This window comes from Akkermansia sp. N21169, assembly GCF_029854675.1.
Lineage (GTDB): Bacteria > Verrucomicrobiota > Verrucomicrobiia > Verrucomicrobiales > Akkermansiaceae > Akkermansia.
In genome coordinates this window covers 29,768-52,783 of the sequence record NZ_JARWNC010000035.1, presented here as the reverse complement: position 1 = coordinate 52,783, position 23,016 = coordinate 29,768, and the positions used below count along the sequence as shown (strand labels likewise).

At 51.9% G+C, this 23,016-nt stretch carries 12 protein-coding genes; 5 read left to right on the top strand and 7 right to left on the bottom strand.

What is annotated here, in order from left to right; genetic code table 11:
* Nucleotides 1-67: 67 nt before the first annotated feature.
* The 6 genes from secG to QET40_RS05110 all read right to left on the bottom strand — a co-directional run bounded on the left by secG (nt 68) and on the right by QET40_RS05110 (nt 3,998).
* Nucleotides 68-541: a preprotein translocase subunit SecG gene (gene secG / locus QET40_RS05135; protein WP_280126098.1), complete on the bottom strand. Its 474-nt coding sequence runs from the start codon at nt 539-541 to the stop codon at nt 68-70.
* A gap of 40 nt (nt 542-581) precedes the next feature.
* A complete protein-coding gene (locus QET40_RS05130; protein ID WP_280126097.1) occupies nt 582-920 on the bottom strand; it encodes an aspartate 1-decarboxylase in 339 nt (112 codons plus the stop codon).
* A gap of 65 nt (nt 921-985) precedes the next feature.
* Nucleotides 986-1,930: a riboflavin biosynthesis protein RibF gene (gene ribF / locus QET40_RS05125; protein ID WP_280126096.1), complete on the bottom strand. Its 945-nt coding sequence runs from the start codon at nt 1,928-1,930 to the stop codon at nt 986-988.
* A 2-nt stretch (nt 1,931-1,932) separates the two neighbouring features.
* Nucleotides 1,933-2,661, bottom strand: coding sequence for a tRNA pseudouridine(55) synthase TruB (truB, locus tag QET40_RS05120; RefSeq protein WP_280126095.1), 729 nt, complete (start codon nt 2,659-2,661; stop codon nt 1,933-1,935).
* 36 nt (nt 2,662-2,697) lie between these two features.
* Entirely contained in the window at nt 2,698-3,705 is a 1,008-nt protein-coding gene (locus QET40_RS05115; protein ID WP_280126094.1) for a DHH family phosphoesterase, read from the bottom strand.
* Between the two features lie 128 nt (nt 3,706-3,833).
* Nucleotides 3,834-3,998 (bottom strand): hypothetical protein, encoded by a 165-nt coding sequence (locus tag QET40_RS05110; RefSeq protein WP_280126093.1) that lies wholly within the window; start codon nt 3,996-3,998, stop codon nt 3,834-3,836.
* A 220-nt stretch (nt 3,999-4,218) separates the two neighbouring features.
* Between QET40_RS05110 and QET40_RS05105 the strand changes: the two genes are divergently transcribed.
* The gene (locus tag QET40_RS05105) at nt 4,219-6,732 is read left to right on the top strand and encodes a pitrilysin family protein (RefSeq protein ID WP_280126092.1); all 2,514 of its coding nucleotides are present in this window, start codon (nt 4,219-4,221) and stop codon (nt 6,730-6,732) included.
* Between the two features lie 139 nt (nt 6,733-6,871).
* Here the strand turns inward: QET40_RS05105 and QET40_RS05100 are convergent, their stop codons facing one another.
* Complete coding sequence (locus QET40_RS05100) at nt 6,872-8,287, bottom strand: glutamate decarboxylase (protein ID WP_280126091.1); 1,416 nt, start codon at nt 8,285-8,287, stop codon at nt 6,872-6,874.
* A gap of 465 nt (nt 8,288-8,752) precedes the next feature.
* Between QET40_RS05100 and gadC the strand changes: the two genes are divergently transcribed.
* The 4 genes from gadC to QET40_RS05080 all read left to right on the top strand — a co-directional run bounded on the left by gadC (nt 8,753) and on the right by QET40_RS05080 (nt 22,972).
* Complete coding sequence (gene gadC, locus QET40_RS05095; protein ID WP_345783054.1) at nt 8,753-10,210, top strand: putative glutamine/gamma-aminobutyrate antiporter GadC; 1,458 nt, start codon at nt 8,753-8,755, stop codon at nt 10,208-10,210.
* 58 nt (nt 10,211-10,268) lie between these two features.
* Nucleotides 10,269-11,183, top strand: a complete 915-nt coding sequence (gene glsA / locus QET40_RS05090; RefSeq protein ID WP_280126089.1) for a glutaminase A — start codon at nt 10,269-10,271, stop codon at nt 11,181-11,183.
* A gap of 183 nt (nt 11,184-11,366) precedes the next feature.
* Nucleotides 11,367-13,703, top strand: coding sequence for a PDZ domain-containing protein (locus QET40_RS05085; RefSeq protein ID WP_280126088.1), 2,337 nt, complete (start codon nt 11,367-11,369; stop codon nt 13,701-13,703).
* Nucleotides 13,704-13,915: 212 nt separating this feature from the next.
* Nucleotides 13,916-22,972, top strand: a complete 9,057-nt coding sequence (locus tag QET40_RS05080; RefSeq protein ID WP_280126087.1) for a S6 family peptidase — start codon at nt 13,916-13,918, stop codon at nt 22,970-22,972.
* Nucleotides 22,973-23,016: the final 44 nt, after the last annotated feature.

The following is a 23,016-nucleotide window of genomic DNA, read 5'->3' as shown; positions in this document are numbered from 1 at the left end:
AGAAGGCCGTTTTGCAGGAGATACAAAACGGCCTTGAAAGGTAATATGTCCTGGGAAGAGATAACTCTTATTTGCCAGGTTCCTTGGCAGGGGCGGAGGCAGGCTCTGCTGGTGCCGGTGTTGCGGGTTCGGCTGGCGTAGGTGCGGGAGTTTTGTCTTGCTTTTGCTGTTGCTCCTGAAGGAGTTCCATAACTGACTTTTTCTTCTCATCCTTGGGCGCATCGGTCTTTTCGACTTGGGACGGTGCGTTTTCCACTTGGGACAGGGTCGGTTGGTTTTCCTTGTATTTTCTGTTAAGGAGAATGCAAAGGACGAATGCGATCAGCATGAACAAAGTTCCCAGGTAGATCGTGGCTTTTTTCAGTACGTCCGTGGTACGGGCACCGAAAGCCTGGTCGGTCAAGGCTGCGCCGAAAGCGGCGCCGAGTCCTTCCTGCTTGGGCCGCTGCATGAGAACGACGATCAGCAGGAGGATGGTAACGATCAACTGGGCGACGAAAATCAGGTTGATACCAATGTCGAGGAAGGAGGCGAGAATCATGAGTGGAAGAGTATGGAAAAGTGAAACCGTTTTGTAAAGGCTAGGAAATAATTTCGTTATGTTCGTTGCAGACAATTTTTGTCGGAGTAATGCGCTCTTCGGACATGGCAAAGGACATAATGACGACTCGTTCCCCCGTCTTGATAAGATGGGCGGCTCCGCCGTTCATGATGATATTGCCGGTTCCCGGAGGCCCTTCGAGAGCGTAGGTTTCCAGCCTGTTGCCGGATGTGACGGATGCGACGAGGACTTTTTCCCCCGGCCACAATCCTGCAGCGGCCATCAAATCCGATGGGATTTCGATGCTGCCTTCGTATTCAACGTCGCCGCGGGTGATCATGGCGCGGTGAATTTTCGATTTGAGCTGTTGCACAAACATGGTGGTCGGGAAAAGGAACTCTTCATTGACGATAAGGTCAAGTCGAGATCTTGTTTTTCTGTGTCTTAATCGTTTTCTGCCAGGATTTTCCGCGCTTTTTGGCAATCGGCTCCGATTTGAGCCCTGAGGGCGTTCACTGAAGGAAACCGCTTTTCCGGACGGAGGAAGGCAATGCATTCTACGGTAAGTTCTTGCCCATACAAATCGCCCTGCCAGTCAAAGAGATGGACTTCCAGAAGGATTTCTCCTGTTCCGGGTTGTTCTACCGTGGGTCTTTGCCCCAAGTTGGCGATGCTGGGGACGGGATTTTGCTTGTCCGGCAGAATGGTGCGCACGGCGTAAACTCCGAATGGTGGGAGTACTTCATTGCCGGGGCGGATATTGGCAGTCGGGACACCTAGAGTACGAGCTAGTTCTCGGCCATGAATGACGGGACCGGATAGGGTATAGGGTCTTCCGAGAAGGCGGGAGGCGGCATTAAGATCTCCAGAGGTGATTTTATGGCGGATTTCCGTACTGCTGACACGGCAGCCGTCTCGTTCAACCGGAGGGATGGGGCAGATGGAGAAACCGTCTTGCTCGGCGCGAACGCGCAGGAAATCTACGTCTCCGGAACGGTCATGCCCGAACTTCCAGTCACAGCCGACGGAGATTCCCGCGAGGTTGCCGGCCGATTGCAGGGAGTCAAGGAATTCCCGGGCACTCATGGAGGCCAGGGCTGCGTTGAAGGGAAGAGAAAGAACGATGTCGATGCCCAGTTGTTCCAGAAATGCCATTTTTTCCCTCTCTCCGGAGAAAATGCGCCTGGGCGCCGCTTCTGGCCGGATAGTAGTCAGGGGATGAGTGTCAAAGGTAAGGACTCCGGCAAGGTCGCCGCATTTCCGGGCTTCGTTGACGGCGGAACCGATGACGGCATGGTGGCCGGTGTGCAATCCGTCGAAGACTCCCATGGCCCAGTGAATGGGGCGATTGATTCCGGTCAGTTCGTTGATGGAACGCAAGATTTTCATGGTCAGGCGTCGATACCCCGCATTGCGGCAATTTCTTGGATTGAGATCAGACGATTGTAGAGTTCCTCTCTAGGAGCCGTTTTCAGTTCGGAGATAGTGACGGCTCCCTCAACGGAAAACTTTCCGGATTTCGTACGTCTCAGGGCACTTAGGTGAGCACCGCATCCGAGAACCTCTCCGATATCATGGGCGAGCGAACGGACATAGAACCCTTTGGAACACTGCACGGTGAAGTCGATTTCCGGAATTTCCAAACGGCCTATCTGATAGCCTTGCACTGTGACGGCACGCGGTTCCCGGGCGATTTCCTGTCCTTTACGGGCCAGTTTGTAGAGGGGGACACCGTCTTTTTTGATGGCGGAGACCATGGGGGGAATCTGATCGAAGTTACCCTGGAAGCGCAGGAAAGCAGCGAGGATATCGGTTTCCGTGATGCCGTCGGTGGGTTTGGATGAGATGATTTCTCCTTGGGCGTCGTAAGATGATGTTTCTACGCCGAGAACGATAGTGCCTTCGTATTCCTTGTGTTCTCCCATGAGGAGATCCTGGAGTTTAGTTGCTTTGTTGATGACCAGGATGAGGAGTCCCGTGGCCATGGGATCCAGCGTTCCGCAATGACCGATTTTCTTGATGCCTAGGGAACGCCTGGCGATGGCGACGACGTCATGGGACGTCATGTCGGGTGCTTTGTCGATGAGGAGGACTCCGCTGGGGGCTGTTGCTTGATCCATGGGGTAGGGACGGGTTCTGTGGAACAATAAGGGTGGTCAGGAAATGAGGGAGACGGCTTCTTCCAGCACGGGCAATACTTTGGCACGGGCTTCTTCGATCGGACAACTCATGCGGATGCCGGCGGCCATGGCGTGGCCACCTCCGCCGAAGCGGGAAGCGATTTCACTGACTGAGACGGCGGGAGTTTTGGAACGCAGAGAGATCCGGATTTTACCATTGTCCATTTCTTCCAGGAAGATAGCAAGGAGAACTCCTTCGATGGAACGCAGGATGTCGATCAGTCCGTCGGTGTCGTCTTCCGTGACGCCAAGACGGTTTTTACAGTCGCGAGTCAGGCTGAAGCTGGCAACGCGTCCTGCAGCGTTCAAGTGAATGCCGTTGAGGACTTCACGGTTGAGCATGAGCTTTTTCCAGGGAATTTCCTGGTAGAGCTTCCGATTGATGTCGTGAACATTGACGCCTTGACGGAGCAAGTCTGCCGCGATTTCCATCACCTCGGGTGTCGTGCGTTCATACTGGAAGGATCCCGTATCGGTCGAGATGCCGATATAGAGGGCATCGCGCATGGCGGGAGACAACGGAATTTCCAGTGCCAGAAATAAATGGTAGAGGATAGCGCACGTCGAACATTCCTCCGGGATGATGCAGTTGAGATCGGCGTATCGGTTGTTGGTTTCGTGGTGATCGATATTGACCGAAACAGGGGCGGGAACATTGTCCCGGATGAGAGCCATGCCTGGGATGCCGATGCGTTTGATGTCACCATTATCGAGGACGATAATGGCATCGGGCCGATCCGCGTAGTCGACCGTGCGGATGATACTTTCAGATCCCTCCATGAATTTGAGGTTGGAGGGAACGGCATCTTCGTTAAGCATGGTTACCTGTTTGCCGAGAAAATGCAGGGCTCCTCCCATGGCAATAGTGGCACCGAGGGCATCTCCATCCGGGCGGAAGTGGGCGATGACGGCAAAATTCTTCCCGTTGTGGATCAGGTTCCGGAATTGTTTCAGGAAGGATGGCGGAATCGGCTGGGTCTTCATAAATCTGCGAATGGAGGGAAGTGTAGACAAAAAAACCGCGTTCGGACAGTGCCAAACGCGGCTTGAAAATTTTTAGATGCTCAATCCTGTTCCGATCTTGCCGGTCGAGGATGATGGGCGGCAAGCAATTACTTCTTGGACTTCATCACGATCGGAGCCACATCGGTGGGTTGATCCAGATCGTTGAACTTGGGCATTTTGGCCAGCTTGGGAGCACCAGGATCCTGGCAGCAGCAGGAAGCGAGGATACCGGCGGCAAAAGCGGACAGAGCGATGAGAGCAATGTTCTTCATTGTAGTATTGGTGTTAGATGATCAAAGGGGATGAAATCGGTCTTTCAGAAATAAACATGATTGACAGCTTCTAGTCAAACAAAATTCTAATTCCTGCTGGAGTCGATTGTCAGAAAATGCAGTGAGGTTCGTTTTGCATGACACATGTGGTTGGTGGAATCTGTCCTCCATGCCCGAGCGTATTCTTGATTGCCAGGGACATCCGTGGGATGGTTAAACCATGTTCGCCTCTCCTTCCACTGTTGTCCACCAGCTAGGCAACGGCCTGACTCTTCTTGTAACGGAAGAGAAGTCCCATCCGGTCGCATCGTTCCAATATTGGGTTGGAACGGGTTCCACCAGCGAAGGGAAATGGCTTGGTTCCGGCCTTTCGCATTTAATTGAGCATATGGTTTTCAAGGGGACGAAGTCCTACTCCGGCCAGGAACTGGCTTGCAAGGTGCAGGAAATGGGAGGACTGTGGAATGCGTATACGAGTACGACCAAAACGGTGTACTACATCGATGGCCCGTCCGCTTCATGGCAAGAGTTTTTGAAATACTTGACGGAACTTGTGTTTTTCCCGGTTTTTCCGGAAAAGGAACTGGAGAAAGAGAAGGAAGTCGTCCGGCGGGAAATGGCGATGTATGATGATGATCCCGATTCCGTGGCCTACAACCAGCTCGTTTCGACGCTCTATTGCAAACACCCCTTGCGCTGGCCGGTTCTAGGTGTGCCGGAAAGGTTCGATAGACTGACTCGCGACGACATTGTTCAGTACCATGCGGATAGATATTGCTCCAATAATGTGTTCTTGTCTGTTGCCGGTAATGTGGATGCCCGGGAAGTTATTGCGTTGGTAGAGGAATTGACTCAATCAATCATTCCGGGAGCTTTGGCATCCGTTCCTGTACCGCGTGAAAGCCACCAGTGGGGAAGCCGGACGGCGCGCCGCGAGTTTGCCATTCCTTATTCCAAACTGGGCCTTGCCTGGAGAATGCCCGTGCGGTCTCATCCCGATAGTCCGGCTTTGGCCATTCTTGCCCGCATTCTGGGAGGAGGGAGGTCGGCATGGCTATATGAAAAATTCCACGACAAGCTTGGCCTAGTGTACGATATCACGGCGCATATTAATCAGTCGGAGCAGGATGAAGGAATTTTCGTTATTTCTGCAGATACCGACCGGGAACACCGGGATGAGGTTGTGCGAATGATCCGGGAGGAAGTAATTGCTCTGACCTCGGCTGACTTTGATCGTGACATCGTCCGTATTTTGAAGCAAACGAAAGCGAATCTTCTGCGTGGTTTGGCTTCCGCTTCCGGACTTGCTGAGGGTGTGGCTACCCAGTGGTTTGGAACGCGCAACCTCAATTACACGGCCGAATGGCTTCAGGCTTTGGAACGCGTGTCGACGCAGGATATCCGCAGGGCTGCATCGGAGTGGTTCCGACCGGAGTGTCTGACGGAGGTGAGTCTTGATCCCATCGGCAGTAATGCTTCCCAGGAGTCCGACGCCGAACGGGACTGTAGTGAAGAAATTGTTTCTCGCGTATTGCCGGGAGGCTTGAAAGTAATCGTCAAGCCGGATAGAAGGCTACCGCTGGTGAATGCCTGCTTCGTCGTCAAGGCCGGAAGTCCGACAGAAACGGCGGAAACGGCCGGTATCTGTTCATTGATGGCGGAATGTCTGTTGAAGGGGACGACATCCCGTGATGCCTCGCAGATTGCCCACGATCTGGAAAATCTCGGCGGCTGTATCCATGCGGCCTCCGGCAATAACTCCATTACAATTGGAGCCAGCGCCATGTCGGAGGATTTGGAAACCGTCCTGGATCTGCTGTCCGACGTTGCCATTCACCCCGTTTTTCCTCAGGATGCGCTTGAAAAGGAACGTGAAACGATGATTGCAGAAGTGGAGGAAGAGATGGAGGATCCCCTTTCTGTCGCCTTCCGCCGATTGAGGTCGGAAGCTTACGGGGATATCGGTTATGGCAACTCCCCTTCCGGGACGCCGGAAAGCTTGGAATCCTTGAAAATCGAGGACATACGAGAGCATCACCGGAAATTGTTCACGGCAGGCAATGCCGCCCTCTGTCTGTCGGGGGATCTTGACCCGGAAATTGCATTCGCCTTGGTGGAACGTTATTTTGCCGACTTGCCTCCGGGTGGCTCATCCGCCTGCATGGTGAGTACTCCTCCCCAGAAGACAGGAGAGGTTGTCGTTAGCATGGACAAGGAACAATCCGTTGTCGTCCTGGCTGTGACCGGGGTAGATGTCATGTCGGCAGAGAGTCCTCAGGCCATCCTTTTCCAATCATGGTGTTCTGACATGGCAGGACCGATTTTCATGCGCATCCGGGAAGAATCGGGGCTGGCTTATTATGCCAGTTCGTCTCTGTTCATCGGTTTGGATACCGGTAATATCCTGTTCTATGCCGGGACGTCGAAGGAAAAATTGCAAGAGACCCGGCGTTTACTTGAGGTGACTTTGCAGGAAATCTACAACCGCGGAATGAGTGTCGAAGAGTTGGAGCGTACCCGGGCAACGGCCTTATCCGCTCGGTTGCTGGCCCGTCAATCCAACAGTGCCCTGTGCCAAATGCTGGCTCTGGATGCCTTGTTCGGCTTGTCTCCCAATCATTTTGAAGAACAGGAAGAACGCATTTCCGCTATGACGGTGGATGAGATGAATCTCTTTATCCGTGAGAGACTGGATCCCGGTAAACCCAGAACCTGGGCGATTGTTGAAAATTGACCTGACAGTTGTGGCGTTGCGGTAATACAGTAATGGGCTGTCTCAGTCGGATTTTTCAATCCTTCGTGAGACAGCCCCTTGTTTTGTGACGAGTTCTGCCGTTTCCGGTACGGAACCGGTGTGCGACGGAGATGTCTGTTTATTTGGCGTGGTTGAAGGAGGTTCCTTCTGCCGGCGTGGTATGAACGGCTTGCGGATGTTTGCCGAGGAAGTCCATGAACCTCTTCATATCCGTCAGGAACAGATCCGCCATGTCCATGGTGAATCCCTGGCGTACCATGACTCGCATAACTGTGATTTCTTCGCAGTCCGGAGGCAGGGTGAAGGCCGGTACCTGCCAACCGCGGGTACGCAGCTTGTCCGAGAGTTCGAACAGGTTGTAACCGGGATCGTAACCATCTTTCATGTAAAAGCATACGGCCGGGATACTCGTCTTGGGGTCGCCGCTGGCGATGAAGACAAAGTCTCCCAATTTGGCAATTTCCTGTGCGAGATAGGTGGATACGTCGTATGCGGCGGTATGGATGTTCTTGTATCCTTCGTAACCAAGACGGATAAAATCGTAGTACTGGGCGATGATTTGTCCGGCGGGGCGCGAGAAGTTGATAGCGAAAGTCGGAATTTCGCCGCCGAGGTAATTGACGTTGAAAATCAAGTCTTGCGGGAGTTCCTTTACGTCTCTCCAGATGACCCAGCCCACACCGAGTGGTGCAAGACCATACTTGTGGCCGGATGTACTGATAGATTTGACTCGCGGGATACGGAAGTCGAACAGGATATCGGGAGCGCAGAACGGAGCCAGGAAGCCGCCGCTGGCACCATCGACATGGATATCAATATCCAGACCGGTACGTTTTTGCAAGTCGTCAAGAGCGGCTGCAATCTTGTCGGGATATTCGAAGGCCCCCGTGTAGGTGACTCCAAAGGTCGGGACGACGCAAATAGTATTTTCGTCAATTTGCTCGAGCATGCGGTCTACATCCATGGCAAACTTACCCTTTTCCATGGGGATTTCACGCATTTCAATGTCCCAGTAACGACAAAATTTGTGCCAGCAGATCTGGACGGGACCGCAAACAAGGTTGGGCTTGTCGATCGGTTTGCCGGCAGCTTTCCGTTTTGCTCTCCAGCGCCAGAGGGCGGCCATACCGCCGAGCATGCAGGCTTCACTGGAGCCGATGGAGGAACAGCCGATGGGCTTTTCATCCGGTGAGGCATTCCATAGATCGGCAAGCATGGCGACGCACCGCATTTCAAGGACGGCGGTCTGCGGATATTCATCCTTGTCGATCATGTTTTTATTGATACTCAAATCCATCAGTTTCCTGACTTCGGCTTCGTCCCAGGTCTGGCAGAACGTGGCCAGATTTTGTCGGGCGTTGCCATCGAGGAGAAGTTCGTCGTGGACGAGCTGGTAGGCATCTTCAGCGCGCATTGCGGATGAAGGAATTTTTGTTTTGGGCAGAACCCGGCCGGCTTCCGGTGATCCAAAGATGGATGCGCTAGCCGGTGCCGGCTCCGCATTCCTATTTTTATTGCAATCGCATGTTGACATAATTAATTTCCTTTAAGTGAATTTTTAGACAGACACTCGGCCGAAATGCGCTGTCATGTAGGAATAGAAAGCTCCCGATGAAAATTCGTTCAGAAGAATTATATCGGAATGTCATTTTTACGGGTCTCTATAGATTTATAATTTTTTTTTCAACAGGTGCCGGAGAAAGGGAGTCTTCATAGACATATATTGCGGCTGGAAACGATCATGCAGCTGGCTTGTGGAAATATCCCCGGATACCGAAAAGTGGCTTCCCGGGTAGATTTTTCACAGGACGATTTCCCGGGCGGGAGGCAGAAGTTGCCGATGGTTTCAAGACAGTCGTACAAGAGCCGGTGTTTTTCTTCGAGAGAGGCCCTGGCATCGAACTAGAAACAATATGGTTCCATGAACACAACCACACAAAATCATTCCGGGTCTTCACCCGTGAAGGTTGGTGGATCCCCTACCAAATCTCTTGTCGGGATGGGGGTTTTCACCTTGGCGATGATTAACATTTCCGCCATCGTCAGCCTTCGCGGCATGCCTGCGGAAAGTACGTACGGACTCAGTTCCGTCTTCTATTACATTTTTGCAGCAGCATTCTTCCTCATCCCGGTTTCCCTGGTAGCGGCCGAGTTGACGACGGGCTGGCCGCAAAAAGGTGGAGTATTTCGATGGGTCGGTGAGGCATTTGGTCCCAAGTGGGGGTTTTTAGCCATTTGGCTTCAATGGATTGAGAGTACGATTTGGTTCCCGACCGTTTTGACGTTTGCCGCTGTTTCTCTGGCGTTCATCGGTCCCGACCAGAGGTGGGACGAAGCCTTGGCAGCCAATAAATGGTATGCATTGATCATTGTTCTTGCCGTTTACTGGTCGGCAACATTTCTGAACTTCCGAGGGATGAAAATGTCCGGGATGATTACGAAATGGGGGACGATGATCGGTACGGTTATTCCTGCAGCCGTATTGATCCTTTTCGGTGCCTATTACTGGCTTTCCGGCCACCCGGTGCTGATTGATATGAGTGCAGACAAGTTGATCCCCGACCTGACGAAGTTCGACAATATTGTATTGGCAGCCAGTATTTTCCTGTTTTACGCAGGGATGGAAATGTCTGCCGTGCACGTTAAGGAAGTCCGCAATCCCGGGCGGAATTATCCGTTGTCTATTTTGATCTCCGCGATTATTACGGTCAGTATCTTTGTGTTCGGCACATTGGCTATTGGTTTCATTATTCCTGAAGCCAAGATCAATCTTGTTCAGAGTTTGTTGATTACTTACGATGAGTACTTTAAAATGTTCGGACTGTCATGGTTCGGCGGGATTATGGCTCTGTGTCTTGCCGTGGGCGTACTCGCTCAGGTGACAGCGTGGGTCATGGGTCCATCCAAGGGCTTGCTGCAAGTCGGGATGGCCGGTTACTTGCCTCCTGCCATGCAGAAGGTGAACACCAATAACGTCCAGACAGGTATTCTGTTCATTCAGGGAGGGGTGGTTACGGTATTGTCAATTCTGTTTGTTGTTATGCCTTCCGTTCAAACTGCTTATCAAATTATTTCCCAATTGACGATTATCCTGTATCTGATCATGTACATGCTGATGTTTGCCTCCGGTATCTATCTGCGCCATTCGGAACCGGATGTTCCGCGTACGTTCCGCGTACCTGGCGGCAAGTACCTCGGAATGTGGATTGTCGGAGGGATCGGCTTGCTGGGTAGTCTGGCTGCCTTCCTCGTAAGTTTTATTCCTCCTGCCCAGATCCCTGTCGGCAGCCCGTTGCTTTACATTACGATTCTGGCGATAGGAATGATTTTCTTTGCCGGGATACCGTTTATTATCTTCGCTTTGCGCAAGCCTTCATGGAAGCGTGAACTGAACCCCGAGGATGCTTTTGAACCCTTCAACTGGGAACAGAAGAAGTTGGAAGACTCACAAAAGTAAGGAGGCATTACCCGCTATGAATGAGATATTAACATCATTTTCCTGGAATTCACAGGCCATGCATTCTTCCCTCGCACAGGCGAGGGAAAAATATGCCGACGACCATGGTGGCAGGAATGCCAGTTACATTCCTGCGCTTGCCCAGGTTTCCTCGAATTTGTTTGGAATTGCCGCCGTGTCTTGTAACGGAGACATCGTAGAAGTCGGAGATGCGGAAGTCCCGTTTGCCATTGAATCCATTTCCAAGGTATTCAGCCTGGCATACGTGATCGACCAAATCGGTCATCGGGAATTACTGAGCAAAATCGGGGCCAATCCTACAGGAGAGCCTTTCAATTCCGTGATGGCTGTCGAACTCCATCATGGAAAGCCGCTAAATCCCTTGGTAAATGCCGGAGCCATGGCAACCGTCAGCTTGATTCCCGGGAAAACTCCGGATGACATCTGGAACACTATTATTTCCAATCTGGAGGCTTTTGCCGGTCATTCCCTGTCAGTAGACGAGGAGATCTATCATTCTGAAAGTGAAACGAATCAGCACAACCGGGGCATTGCCTGGCTGCTGAAAAGCTACGGATATTTCTACAATGACCCTGACATGATCGTGGATTTGTACACGCGTATGTGCTCCGTGAAGATTACGGCGCGGGATCTGGCTGTCATGGGGGCGTGTTTTTGCAACGGAGGCGTCAATCCTGTGACGGGGAAGCGTGTCGTCAAAGATACCAATGTTCCTCCGGTTCTTGCAGAGATGTGTATGAGCGGTTTGTACGATTCTACCGGGACATGGATGTACGAGGCCGGGGTACCGGGTAAGAGTGGCGTTGGAGGCGGCCTTCTTGCCTGTGCGCCGGGCAAATTGGCTCTGGCGTCTTATTCCCCGCCTCTGGATGTCGCGGGCAACAGTGTCCGTGGACAGAAGGCATTGAATCGCATTATTGCCGAGCATGGCCTCAATTTGTTCCTGAGCTGACTTGTTCCGTCCGTATCTTTCCGGGGGAGTGTTCCGCAGGATGGAATGCTCTCCCGGAATTTTTGAAATTTAATGAAAGGAAAGATAGAATGTCGGGGTAAATATGGTTGACGCACACCTGCTTATCCTATGAATCTTCAAGAACTTTTTTACTTTTTGCCGTCTTTTCTTCTTGTCGGAAGTATGATTTCATCTCCTGCTGCTGAGATCTATGTGTCTCCTGCAGGAAACGATACCGGGACCGGAAGTGCGAATGCTCCTTTTCAATCGGTCCATGCAGCATTGGAAGCCGCTCGGATTCAATCCGGGAAAGGGGAGAAAAACAACACAATTTTCCTTCAGGACGGAACCTATTATTTGACCCGGCCTCTTGTACTTCATCCGGAGGACTCCAATCTGACAATCAAGGCATTCAATCCCGGAAAGGCCATTATAAGCGGTGCCAGGCCGCTTCAGATTTCCTGGGAACCCTATCGTGATGGCATCATGAAAGCTTCCGTTCCCCGGAATACCCGGATGGACGCTCTGTTCATCGATGGAAAACGTCAACGCATGGCGAGGTATCCCAATGCCAGAGGCGGAAAGGATATATTTGACGGCTATGCTGCAGACGCTGTTTCCCCCGAACGCATTGCCCGTTGGCAGCACCCCGAAACGGGCTTCTTCCACGCTCTGCATATGAGCAGGTGGGGAGGGATGCATTACAGGATTACAGGGAAAAATGCGGACGGTTCCGTTTCTCTTGAAGGAGGCTGGCAGAATAACCGACCTTCCGGCCCGCACCAAACGTATCGCTTTGTCGAAAATATTTTTGAAGAACTGGATACTCCCGGCGAGTGGTATCTGGATGAAAAGGAATCCATTTTGTATTTCTATCCGGAGACTGGAGTGGATTTATCTCGGGCCAAGGTGGAAATAACTGTTTTGGAACGTCTTCTGGAATTCAAGGGAACACAGGAAAACCCGGTTCGCAACGTCCATGTGCGGGAGCTTGTTCTGACGCAGACGAATCGTACTTTTATGAAGAACAAGGAACCTCTTTTGCGGAGTGATTGGACGATTTACCGCAACGGGGCCATCTTGATGGAGGGAACGGAAGGCTGTTCCGTTACTGGTACGGATTTTGCCGACCTGGGAGGGGATGCCGTATTCGTCAATAATTACAATAGAAAGGTTTGTATTGAGTCCTGCTACATTCACGATATTGGCGGAAATGGAGTAGCTTTTGTCGGGGACAGGGATGCCTCCCGTTCTCCGCGCGACTACAAGGACGCTGGAAATTTTTCATGGGATACGTTGGACAAAGCTCCCGGACCACGCAGTGCCGATTACCCTGCTGACTGTATGGTGAAGGACTGTCTAATAACACGGACCGGACAAGTGGAAAAACAGACTGCTCCCGTGCAAATTGCTATGGCGGAAGGTATTCAGGTGATTCACTGTTCGTTGTACAATGTCCCCAGGGCGGGTATCAATATCGGAGACGGTTGCTGGGGTGGTCATCTTATCGACGGGTGCGACATTTTCGATACCGTGCAGGAAACTTCCGACCACGGTTCGTTCAATTCCTGGGGGCGCGACCGGTTTTGGAATCTCAAGGGTCTTGATATGAACGATTTAACGAACTGGAATGAGATTCGTGATATCCCTTTTCTGGATGCCCGCAAGACGACCATTATCAAGAATAGCCGCTGGAGATGCGACCATGGCTGGGATATCGACCTCGACGACGGTTCCGGGAATTATGAGATCTTCAGCAACCTATTGCTCAACAGAGGGTTGAAGCTCCGGGAAGGTTTTGGCCGTAAAGTGTACAACAACATTATCGTCAACAATGCTCTTCATCCTCATGTTTGGTACAAGCGTTCCGGCGATGTGGTAGAACGCAACATTTTCTTCGTAGACGGATATTTCCCGGCTGGCGGCATGCCCTCCAAACCATGGGGAGAAAGACTGGATTCCAACTTTGTCCATGTGCCGGGTATGAAGGGAGTGCGGGAAGCGCATGGTCTGCAAGAAGCGTCCGGCAATGATGTCCATTCAAAAATGGGAGATGCCCTTTTTGTAAATCCGTCGGGAGGCGACTACCGGGTCAAGCCGGGTTCTCCTGCCCTCCAAACAGGATTCCGTAATTTTCCGATGGAGTTCGGCGTTGTTTCCCCGAGGTTGAAAAAGATAGCGAAAACACCCGTATTGCCTTCCTACAATCCGGCTGTACCTGGAGGAATGCCCCAAACGGAATCTTTTGCTTCCCTGGGCATGGAGGGGCGCAGCATCAAAGGAATGGGGGATGTTTCCGCATACGGACTTTCAGGCGAAACGGGCGTTCTGATTCTGAAATTGGAACCTTCCGGGAAACTGTATCGTGCCGGTGTCCGCCAGGACGATGTCATCATTGCTATCGATGAAAAGCCTGTCAAAAATACGGCATCTCTCTACGACAGGCTCAAAAATAAGAAATCAATTCATATGACAATTAGTAGGAAACAATCCGAAATGGAGATTGAAATAAATTTGTAAATTTTTGATTCAAAATAAATATAAAAATAAAACGATTCCTTGTCTTTTCCTAGAATTAGGAATCGTTTTTTTTGTCTAAAAATTGAATTTGAATAACTTCTTTCAGTACGGTTTTATCTTGAAAAAAAAGAACATTTTGCTATATTCCTATTCTCGGTATTTTGATTGATGTCCATCGGTGCCGTTTCATACTCTCTCCCTCATCTACTCCCATGAATGTTCCCTTTTTTTATCATGGATTCTGGAAGCTGGCCCTTCCTCTGTACTCCCTTGTCTTGTACATTCCTGCAGAAGCAGGTATCCTTTCTCATCTCGTCGATTTGCAAATGTATCGCGATTTTGCGGAAAACAAGGGAATTTTTATTGCCGATGCCGACAAGATCGTCGTACGCAACAAGAACGGTGTCGTTATCGGTACGATTGAACACATGATGAATTTGGATGGGGTGGCCGATGCTCATGCGGGAGAAGCGGCGCTGGTGGGAGGGCCCGGTTTTATTGCGACGGTTTCCCACGATTACGACAATGCGGAAATAACGTTTGCCAAACGGTTTGGAGCTACGTCGGGAACGCCGTTCTACGATTCCTACAGGACTGTCAGTGTTTCCAATGGTTGGGGGGATCAATTGGATTATAATTACGATTACCGCGTTCAGAGATTGTCCAAGATTGTGACGGAGGCGACAGCGGCCGCCTACCTGACGGACAGGGAATATCTGGATCATATGTCAGGAAGGCTTTGCGTCCGTGTGGGGTCGGGAACCCAGCAGGTAGCTTATCCGGGCGGGGTTAATGAAACCATTGCCGGAGGGTATGCCTATTTGACGGGAGGGACACTGCGGTTTGAGGGCCAGGCTAAATTGTCTCCGGCATTGAGCCCGGTGGTAATAGGAAATGCCCGGACGTACGAAGCATACCGATTCTGGTATTATTATGACGAACCCTCGGCGGATTCTCCGATGAATATTGGCATCCGGGCCGGGGATAGCGGAAGTCCCTGCTATTTTTACAATCCGAAGACCGACCAGTGGGAATGGCTGGGAGCCGGACAGTCGGGCGGAGGAGAAGGATATGGCGGCTTTAGCCAGATGCGTTCCGGTAATTTCTGGGCGGTGGATTTGATCTCTTCTTATGACCGTACATTCTCAAGTATATCGAACGGAGGAAATGTTATCTGGAATGTGCCCGGTACTTCCTCGGGTAACGGGACGATCGTCCAGGGAGGGAATACGCTAAATTATGTCGGTCTTGCCTCCGGTTTTCGCGGGGATACGTCGACGAATGGAAACAAGGCATCGAACGATATGATGGATGCCTGCCATAACCTCGTGTTCGGAGGGGCGGGAGGCAAGATCGTGTTGCAAGGGTCGGTCGATATGGGAGCCGGGTCCCTCACTTTTAATTCCGACTATACGCTTTCCAACGGAGGGGTTGCCGCACGGCGGTTGAATTCGGCGGGATTTGTCGTGAACAAGGGGGCGGTACTGACAACGGAGTTGACGGGAGCTCCTGGAGACGAATGGCGCAAAATCGGAGAAGGGACACTTATTGTCGCGGGCTCCGGCAACAACAGCGCTTCTTTGAATGTAGGAGGGGAGGGGCTGGTGGTATTGAACCGGACGGGAGGAGCTGCTGCTGAAAGCGTGAAACTCAATGGCGGCAATGTCATTGTACGTCTGATGTCCGCAGGGCAGATACGCAACGGAATTGTTTTCGGCCACCGTGGCGGAATTCTCGATTTGTACGGAACGGACATGGCGGTATCGACCATTACGCATTTGGACAATGGGGCGGTATTTGCCAATTTGAAACCGTCTTCGACATCTACCTGGACATATTCTGGGGGAACATCGACGTATCTCGGGAGTTTTACTGACGGAGGTTCTTCTGCTGCCGGGTTGCTGAATGTGGTTGTTGCTCCATCTTCGGAGCAAGCTGTTTGGACGCTTTCCGGCGATGTGGATAACAGGGGGAGCTGGGCTGTTAATGGAGGGACACTTTCCGTGGATGGTTCTCCGACGATTCATGCTGCGGGTTATGTGGATCCGAATGACTGGCAGGATGCCGTGTTCAATACGGGTAACGTGAGTGTCAAGGGAGGGGCTCTCTTTCGGGCTGGAGCGCATTCTATCGTTCATTCTCATATATATGTTTCGAATTCTGGTTCTTATGCAATCAGGGAATCGTCCTTGCAAAAGGGGGATATTGTCTTGCAAGGGAGCCTTTCCGCATATTTGGCGGATATCCGGCAGGGAGCGGCTCGTCAGGAGGGGCAAGTGACGGGAGCAGGCCTGTTGACCAAGACCGGAACCGGTACGTTGGTGTTGGCTGGGGAAAGGAGTTCCATGAGTGGTTCCAAAAAGGTGTCAGAAGGTCTTGTCAAGGCAGTGTCTCTCCAGGCACTGGGGACGGGAATCGGCGATTGGCTTGTGGAAAAGGGCGGCGTACTGGGAGTGGACAATACGGAGATTGCTTCCGTGCTGAATAGAATCGACGAGACTTCTACCGGTACGTATGTCCTGAATTCCGGAAAGATTGACAATGTTCCCCTGCTTTCCGGTTGGAATGATTTGAATCTGGGTACGGCGGATGCGACGGCACTCGGGACGTTGGGTACGACGGACTCCCTGGCTCCCTGGACAACTGATGGAGGTTGGAGGCTGGGCGGAGGCGGTGGTGAGCTGACGTTGAATCTTAAATTGTCCGGTTCCGGTACACTGTATGTCGGAAATGGTGCCAATTCCGGGAGATTGATTTTGACCAATATTTATAATAGCGATGCCGCGAGCGGATTCGATGGGAACATTGTGCTGAGTTCGGGAATGGAATTGTTCTATACCGATATTCGTGCTCTGGGATCGAAGACGAAGAATATACTTGTGGAATACGGCAACGGTTTTGACCTCGGGAATAGTCCCGCCGAAGCGATGGCCCATGTTTATGGCGATTCTAGTGGGATTCTCTATTTTGGTGCTGATTCGGCAAGCGATTACAATTTTGGTTCCCTGGGGCTGAATTCAGTTGCTTTGGGAACGACCGGGAAGGTAACGCTGAGTGGTACTTTAACTTCGGAGACGGGAGGATTCCGTTTCGGTGGTTCCGGTACTCTGACGATTGTGAAAAATTTGTCTGGGACGGGAGGGCTTGTTTTTGATTCACAGGGTTTGGGAACGGGTGGGATCCTTGTTTTACAGGCAGATAATTCGTATAGGGGTAAGACGGAAATTTACTCGGGGATGACTCTTCAGGTGGGCTCGGGTGGTTCGACGGGAACTCTTGGCGGGGGAGAGGTACTGAATGAGGGAAACCTTGTATTCAACCGTACAGGTGAAGTGATCCAGTCGGGAGCGATTGATGGAGGGGGAGTCTTGACGAAAAAAGGAAGTGGAACACTGGTGTTGACGGGTGCCAATTCATACAAGGGGGGCACATTAATTGAAGAAGGGATCCTCAGGATAGGCAACGGCATGGCGTCCGGAAGTGCGGGATCCGGGGACATTGTTAACAATGCCATGATCGTTTTTGACAGGACCGGCAACTTTCGTGTAGATGCTTCCATCTCAGGGACGGGATCTCTTGTAAAGAATCAGACCGGAACCATGTCTCTTGCCCATTCAACTTATTCGGGGGGAACAACCGTAAATGGGGGTATTCTGGAGCTTGGCAAATATAACATGGGAAGTGAGGGGATGATTCGCGGAATTTTAACAATCAATAGTTCCGGGCGGGTAAATTTGAAATCTGGAGATAGCCTCGGATACAATGGCGACAACAAATGCGTGAGTACGATCAATCTGAACGGAGGAACACTGCATTTGGTCGACAGCGGTAATCAGACCTTCAAAAAGACAGTATTTAATTTGACGGGTGGTGTTATCGATGGTGTTTCCTCCGGCAATTTCGATGTCTGGACGGATTCCGTCATCAGAGTGAAGGCGTCCGCCAAATCGTCGGAAATTGCCAACGTTGCACTCAAACTTCGCGATGAAAACAGTACGAGATTCGAAGTTGATGATGGTGCTGCGGATGCCGATTTGCTGGTGTCTTCAAGAATCATCAATTCCAATGCTGCCGTAGGGGCATTTACGAAGGCCGGTGCCGGTACGATGGTGCTGACCGGTACCAATACGTATACGGGTACGACGACAATTATTAATGGAACGTTGAGACTTGGCAATGGCGGAACAACCGGCAAGCTGGGATCGGGTAGTGTAGTGAATGATTCGATCCTGGAAATCAACCGTTCGAATGAATACGTTCTGGCAAATGCCGTGTCCGGCAAAGGCGATTTGATTCAGAATGGAACCGGGACTTTGGTTGTGTCCGGCATGAACACGTACGGAGGAAAGACCGTGATTCGGAGAGGGATTCTGAGTGTCGGAGAAGGTGGCACTACCGGGTCGTTGGGGAGCGGCTCCATAGAGAACGATAGCATACTCAGATGGAACCGGTCCGATACAGTGTCTTTAAACAATGCCATATCCGGCACCGGAAGCCTCTCCAAAATTGGTTCGGGGACACTGGCTTTGAACGGGGTTAATTTATACCGGGGAGGAACAATACTTTCGGCAGGCCGCTTGGTAGCCGGTTCTGCTTCTGCATTTGGCCTTGGAGGAATTTATCTGGAGGGAGGTACTCTGGATCTGAATGGCAAGACAACCAATAATGATCTGGAAGTCAGAGGTACGGCTTCATTGTTGAATGCCGGCTTCCACAAGGGAAGTCTGATGATCGGGAAGGGAGGGGCACTGACTGTATCGGGTACGGCTAGGGCTGATTCTCTGTTGCTGGATCAGGGCAGTGTATCAGGAGGGATTCTGGAGGCTTCCGTATTTATCGTCTGCTCCGGAACTGTTTCTTCTCGTTTGTCCGGTGCCGGTACTTTGAATAAGGAAGGTTCCGGAACAGTGATTCTGGGCGGCAGTCAGACGTATAGTGGAATGACGACTGTTGCCGACGGTCTGTTGAACGTTGCGGGATCGTTGGAAAACTCGTCCGTGACGGTCCGTTCCGGGGCTGTACTGGACGTGTCCGGTAGTGTCTGGAAAAATATAACGATTGAAGACGGCGGTTCTTTGAGAACAAATGCGACAGGGATGGCTCTCCGCCCTGGACAAACGCTTGCCGCCGGGCATGCATCAGGCACTTGGAATGATATTGCGGGCAGTCTGTCCACAACTGAGGGAGCCGTACTCGATGTTAATGGAACACTAGATATTTCGGGTAGTCTGACGTTTAATGGAGGCAATGTTCTGTTAGGAATTAATGAATTGGTGAATGTAGGCGGTACTCTCACTGTGCTGGGGACAACGGATCTGACTCTGGATCTGGGTAACTATTCTCGCGGCGAATATGATTTGATGGACTACCTTGCCTTGTCCGGGGATATATCGCTTCTGCAGTTGACGGATTCATCCGTGGTTCGTTCCGGTAAAGGACGGACCGATTACTACCTGCGAGGTGATGCCGGAACGCTGAAATTGATTGTGGATGGTTCTCCGCTGACGTTGGCCTGGTCTGCCGGGAACGGTATCTGGGAAGAACAGGGGGACAGGACATGGATTGTTTCAGGAGCCGGAGATTCTCATCCCGACTCCCGATTCTACACGGGAGACAATGTCGTATTCGACAGCGCGGGACAGGTGACGATCCGTAATACGGTGACGCCGGGAAGCGTTTTGGCAACTACTTCCGGCAATGTGACGTTTCTGGGCACGGGAATGATCGCCGGAGCCGGAAGTCTGACGATGTCGGGATCCGGAACATTGACGATGAATACATCCAATTCCTATTCCGGAGGAACGGTCCTGACTGCGGGGCGTCTTGTTGCCGGAGGGGGGCTTTCTTTCGGTTCATCCGCGATTTCTTTACAGGGTGGTATTTTGGATTTGAACGGCAAATCCGTCGCTAACGCATTGAATGTAAGAGGAACAGGAACCTTGATGAATGCGAGGGCATTCCGTGGTACTCTAACAGCGATATACGGCACTCTTTCGATTTCCGGAGTGGCACAGGCGGCTTCTCTTGTAGTGGATGGCGGAAATGTATCCGGCGGTTCCCTGTCGGCTGATGCGTATGAACTCCGGTCCGGTAATGTCGGGACGGTTTTGACGGGATTGGCCGGTTTGTCAAAAACGGGTACCGGCACGGCTACTCTTTCCGGTACTCAGCTTTACTCGGGGACGACGGTGGTAGAAGCAGGCAAGCTGGTACTGTCTGGGAATTCGTCAATCGTTTCCGATGTCAATGTACAGTCCGGAGGCATATTTGCCATGCAGGGCAAGGCTCTGGGAGACTTGAACATTCATTCCGGAGGTAGACTGGATCTTACCGGAAATACGGATTGGGTGCTGGAAAACGGTAACTCTCTTAATGCCGGACGGACCGGTACGGCTGCCGTGGATATTTCCGGTAATCTGAAAATGGGACAGGGTGGTGGAATCCATGTTGCCGATTCAGCCGTTGGGAAAATGACAATTGATGGGGATCTGGTTCTTGGAGGCGGTACTCTTTGTTATACGTCCGCCGGGGGAATTCTTGATTTAGTCGACGTGAAGGGAACCTTGTCCGTAACCGGGCAAACGATGGTAGATATTGATGTGACCCTGACGCGCGATGGGACATATACCCTGTTGACTTACGGGGGGCTGGCTGGCGAATTGAACCTGCTTGGCGTTCAGGATAAAGGAACGAGATCCGAATACATCGTCTCCTCATCCGAAGGGAATAAAGTCCTGCTGACTGTTGTCGGAAAGGCCGAAGATTTATCTTGGGATGCAGGTGGTTCAGGTTCCATGACATGGGGGGTCTTGGATGCGGGAGATCGCTGGGGAGGGACATCCAATCCGGATAATGCTTTTCACAACGGTGACCGCGTTTCTATTGTCAATGGCGGCACGTTGACTGTTGTCGGGCGAGTGGAGCCGGGAAGGGTAATTGTCTCCGGCAACAAGAATGTATGCCTGACGGGGACGGGTTCTCTCGTTGGCGGCGGAAAGCTGGTGAAGACCGGTTTCGGTGTGTTGGAAGTAGGCGTGAGGAATGAGTATACGGGAGGGACGGTGTTGGAACAGGGAGGCTTGCTTTTGACTGTCGATTCGGCACTGGGAGTCGGTCCCCTGCAAATTGCCGATACCTTGTCCGGGAGGAAAACTGTTACATTGGATAGGCCGGGTGGAGGAACCATCCGCATGCAGGGAGACATTGACAACGAGGCTTCCAATGCACTCGTCCTAGTTGCCGATGGAACAGCGGCTGCTGTAGAAGGCTCTCTCATTAACCGCGGGACGTTAGAGACGGCAGGTAATTTATCCATTGCCGGATTGGTTGCCCATTCGTCTTCTCAAACGATTCTCCAGGCAGGAAGCAATTTGACCTCTGGTTCGGAGACTGTGTTGAAGGATGGTGCCTCCCTTCTCCTAAAGAAGGGAAATTCTCAGCAGAAATCTACCGGTTACTACGGAGATGTGTCAGTGGGGCATGGAGGAACGCTGATTCTGGAAGCCAGTTCCGGCGTTGAAGGCGATGTTCGGATCCTTTCTGGTGGAGTAGTGCGCGTTTCGGGTGAAACGACAGTTGCCGGAAATTACAGCCTGGAACAGGGAGGAAATCTAACGATTGCTGGGAATTCTGTCCTGAAGGGCAATGTCAGTGTCTGCGATGGTGCTTCGATGGTGCTTGGGCAGGGCTCCGGCGTTTTTGGTGCTCTGGTGCTGAATGATTCCTCCAAATTGTCCGTCGCAGGTAATACAGCCTTGACTGGCGATGTGGTACTGACTGGCAGGAACCAGCTCGATATCGCCAACGGTGCCGTCCTGGGAGCCAATTTGAAGCTGGCAACTGGAGCAGAATACACGATGCGCGATGGTTTACGCCTGGGGGCTTCGCTGATGGCGGAAAATGGCAGTAACTTGACGATTGACGGATTTGTGAAGCTGGGCGGTGACTTTGTAGTCTTGCCCGGAGTGTCCCAAAAGGCTCTTTTCCTGAATTTCCGGATGACGGACGCTATGATGCAGGCGGATGCCGTGCATCCGGTGCTTTCACTGGGCGATGGAGCCTCGTTTGTGCAGATGCCCGGAGGCTTGTTGGCCATGCGTTTGGACTTGTCCGGGGTATCGGAATCCTTGCTGGATGTCCGACCCGTCGTGGTGTCTCCTGGTTTGTCTGCTTCAGGGCAGGCTGTGCTGGACGGAGGGAAACTGGACATCCTGTTCCGCGACGGTCGCATAACGACAGTGACGCGTGATATTTTTGCCTATCTTTCCGGAGCACCTCTTCCGAACCCCGATGATGGATCCAGAGCTCCGGTCGGAATCGGTGAAATAACGTCCAATACCCTATGGTCAACAACATTGGAACTGGGTTCCATGGCTGATTCGATTCGAGGTCGCGATGGATATTCCAGGATCAGGATGGGGGATTCCCGGAGAGGAGGATCCGTTTGGATGACGACGGTCAGCCATTTCTTTAATTTGAGCGACGACGGGATAATCCATGGATATGACTATCAGGCTCACGGTCTTAATATGGGCGCCGACTGGAATGTTGACGGACGTTGGTCTCTGGGGGCATCGTTCGGTACGGTTTCCGGCAAGAACAAGATGTCCGGTGGTCTGGGTGATTCCGATCAGGACGTGATGTCGGGTGCCTTGTATGCAGATGTTCTGTGCTTTGCCAAGAAACGCGATGTATTGATTCTGAGTACGGTATTTGGGTATGCCGCATCATCGGTCGACGGAGTGCTCCAATCTCCGGATTTAGCTGGAGACGCATGCAAGGGGTCCTGGGATGGTTCTGCCTGGATGTTTGATATGCGTGCGGATTGGATCCATGCCGTATCCGAACGGACGCATGTAAACATATTTGCCGGATTCCAGTACATTGATGCCTCACAGGATGATTTTTCACTGAAAGGCAGCCGGTATACTTACGACTTTCGTGATGTTTCCATGTCGGTGTTGCGTGCCCGGCTTGGGGCTGGTATCAGCCATGCTACATCTCTGGCCGGTAAGGGAGTGACCCTTCATGCCGAGGCTGCCGTCCTTCCGGATATTGCCCGCGATGCTCCGGAAGCGCGTGTATCTGCTAATGGTGCTATTCCCTGGGCGGCTACGGGAAGCGAACCGGGGAATGTGGCGTTGCGTTTGGAGGTGTCGGCTGCTTGTGCCTTGTCTCCGGATTGGACATTGTCTGCGCGGTACCGGATTGAAGCAGCGGACAAGAGTACGAATCAATCTGCCGGGATCGGTGCCAGCTTCACGTTCTAAGTACATTTTTAGAGGGAGAGGATAGAATTACGTGAATTGGAGCG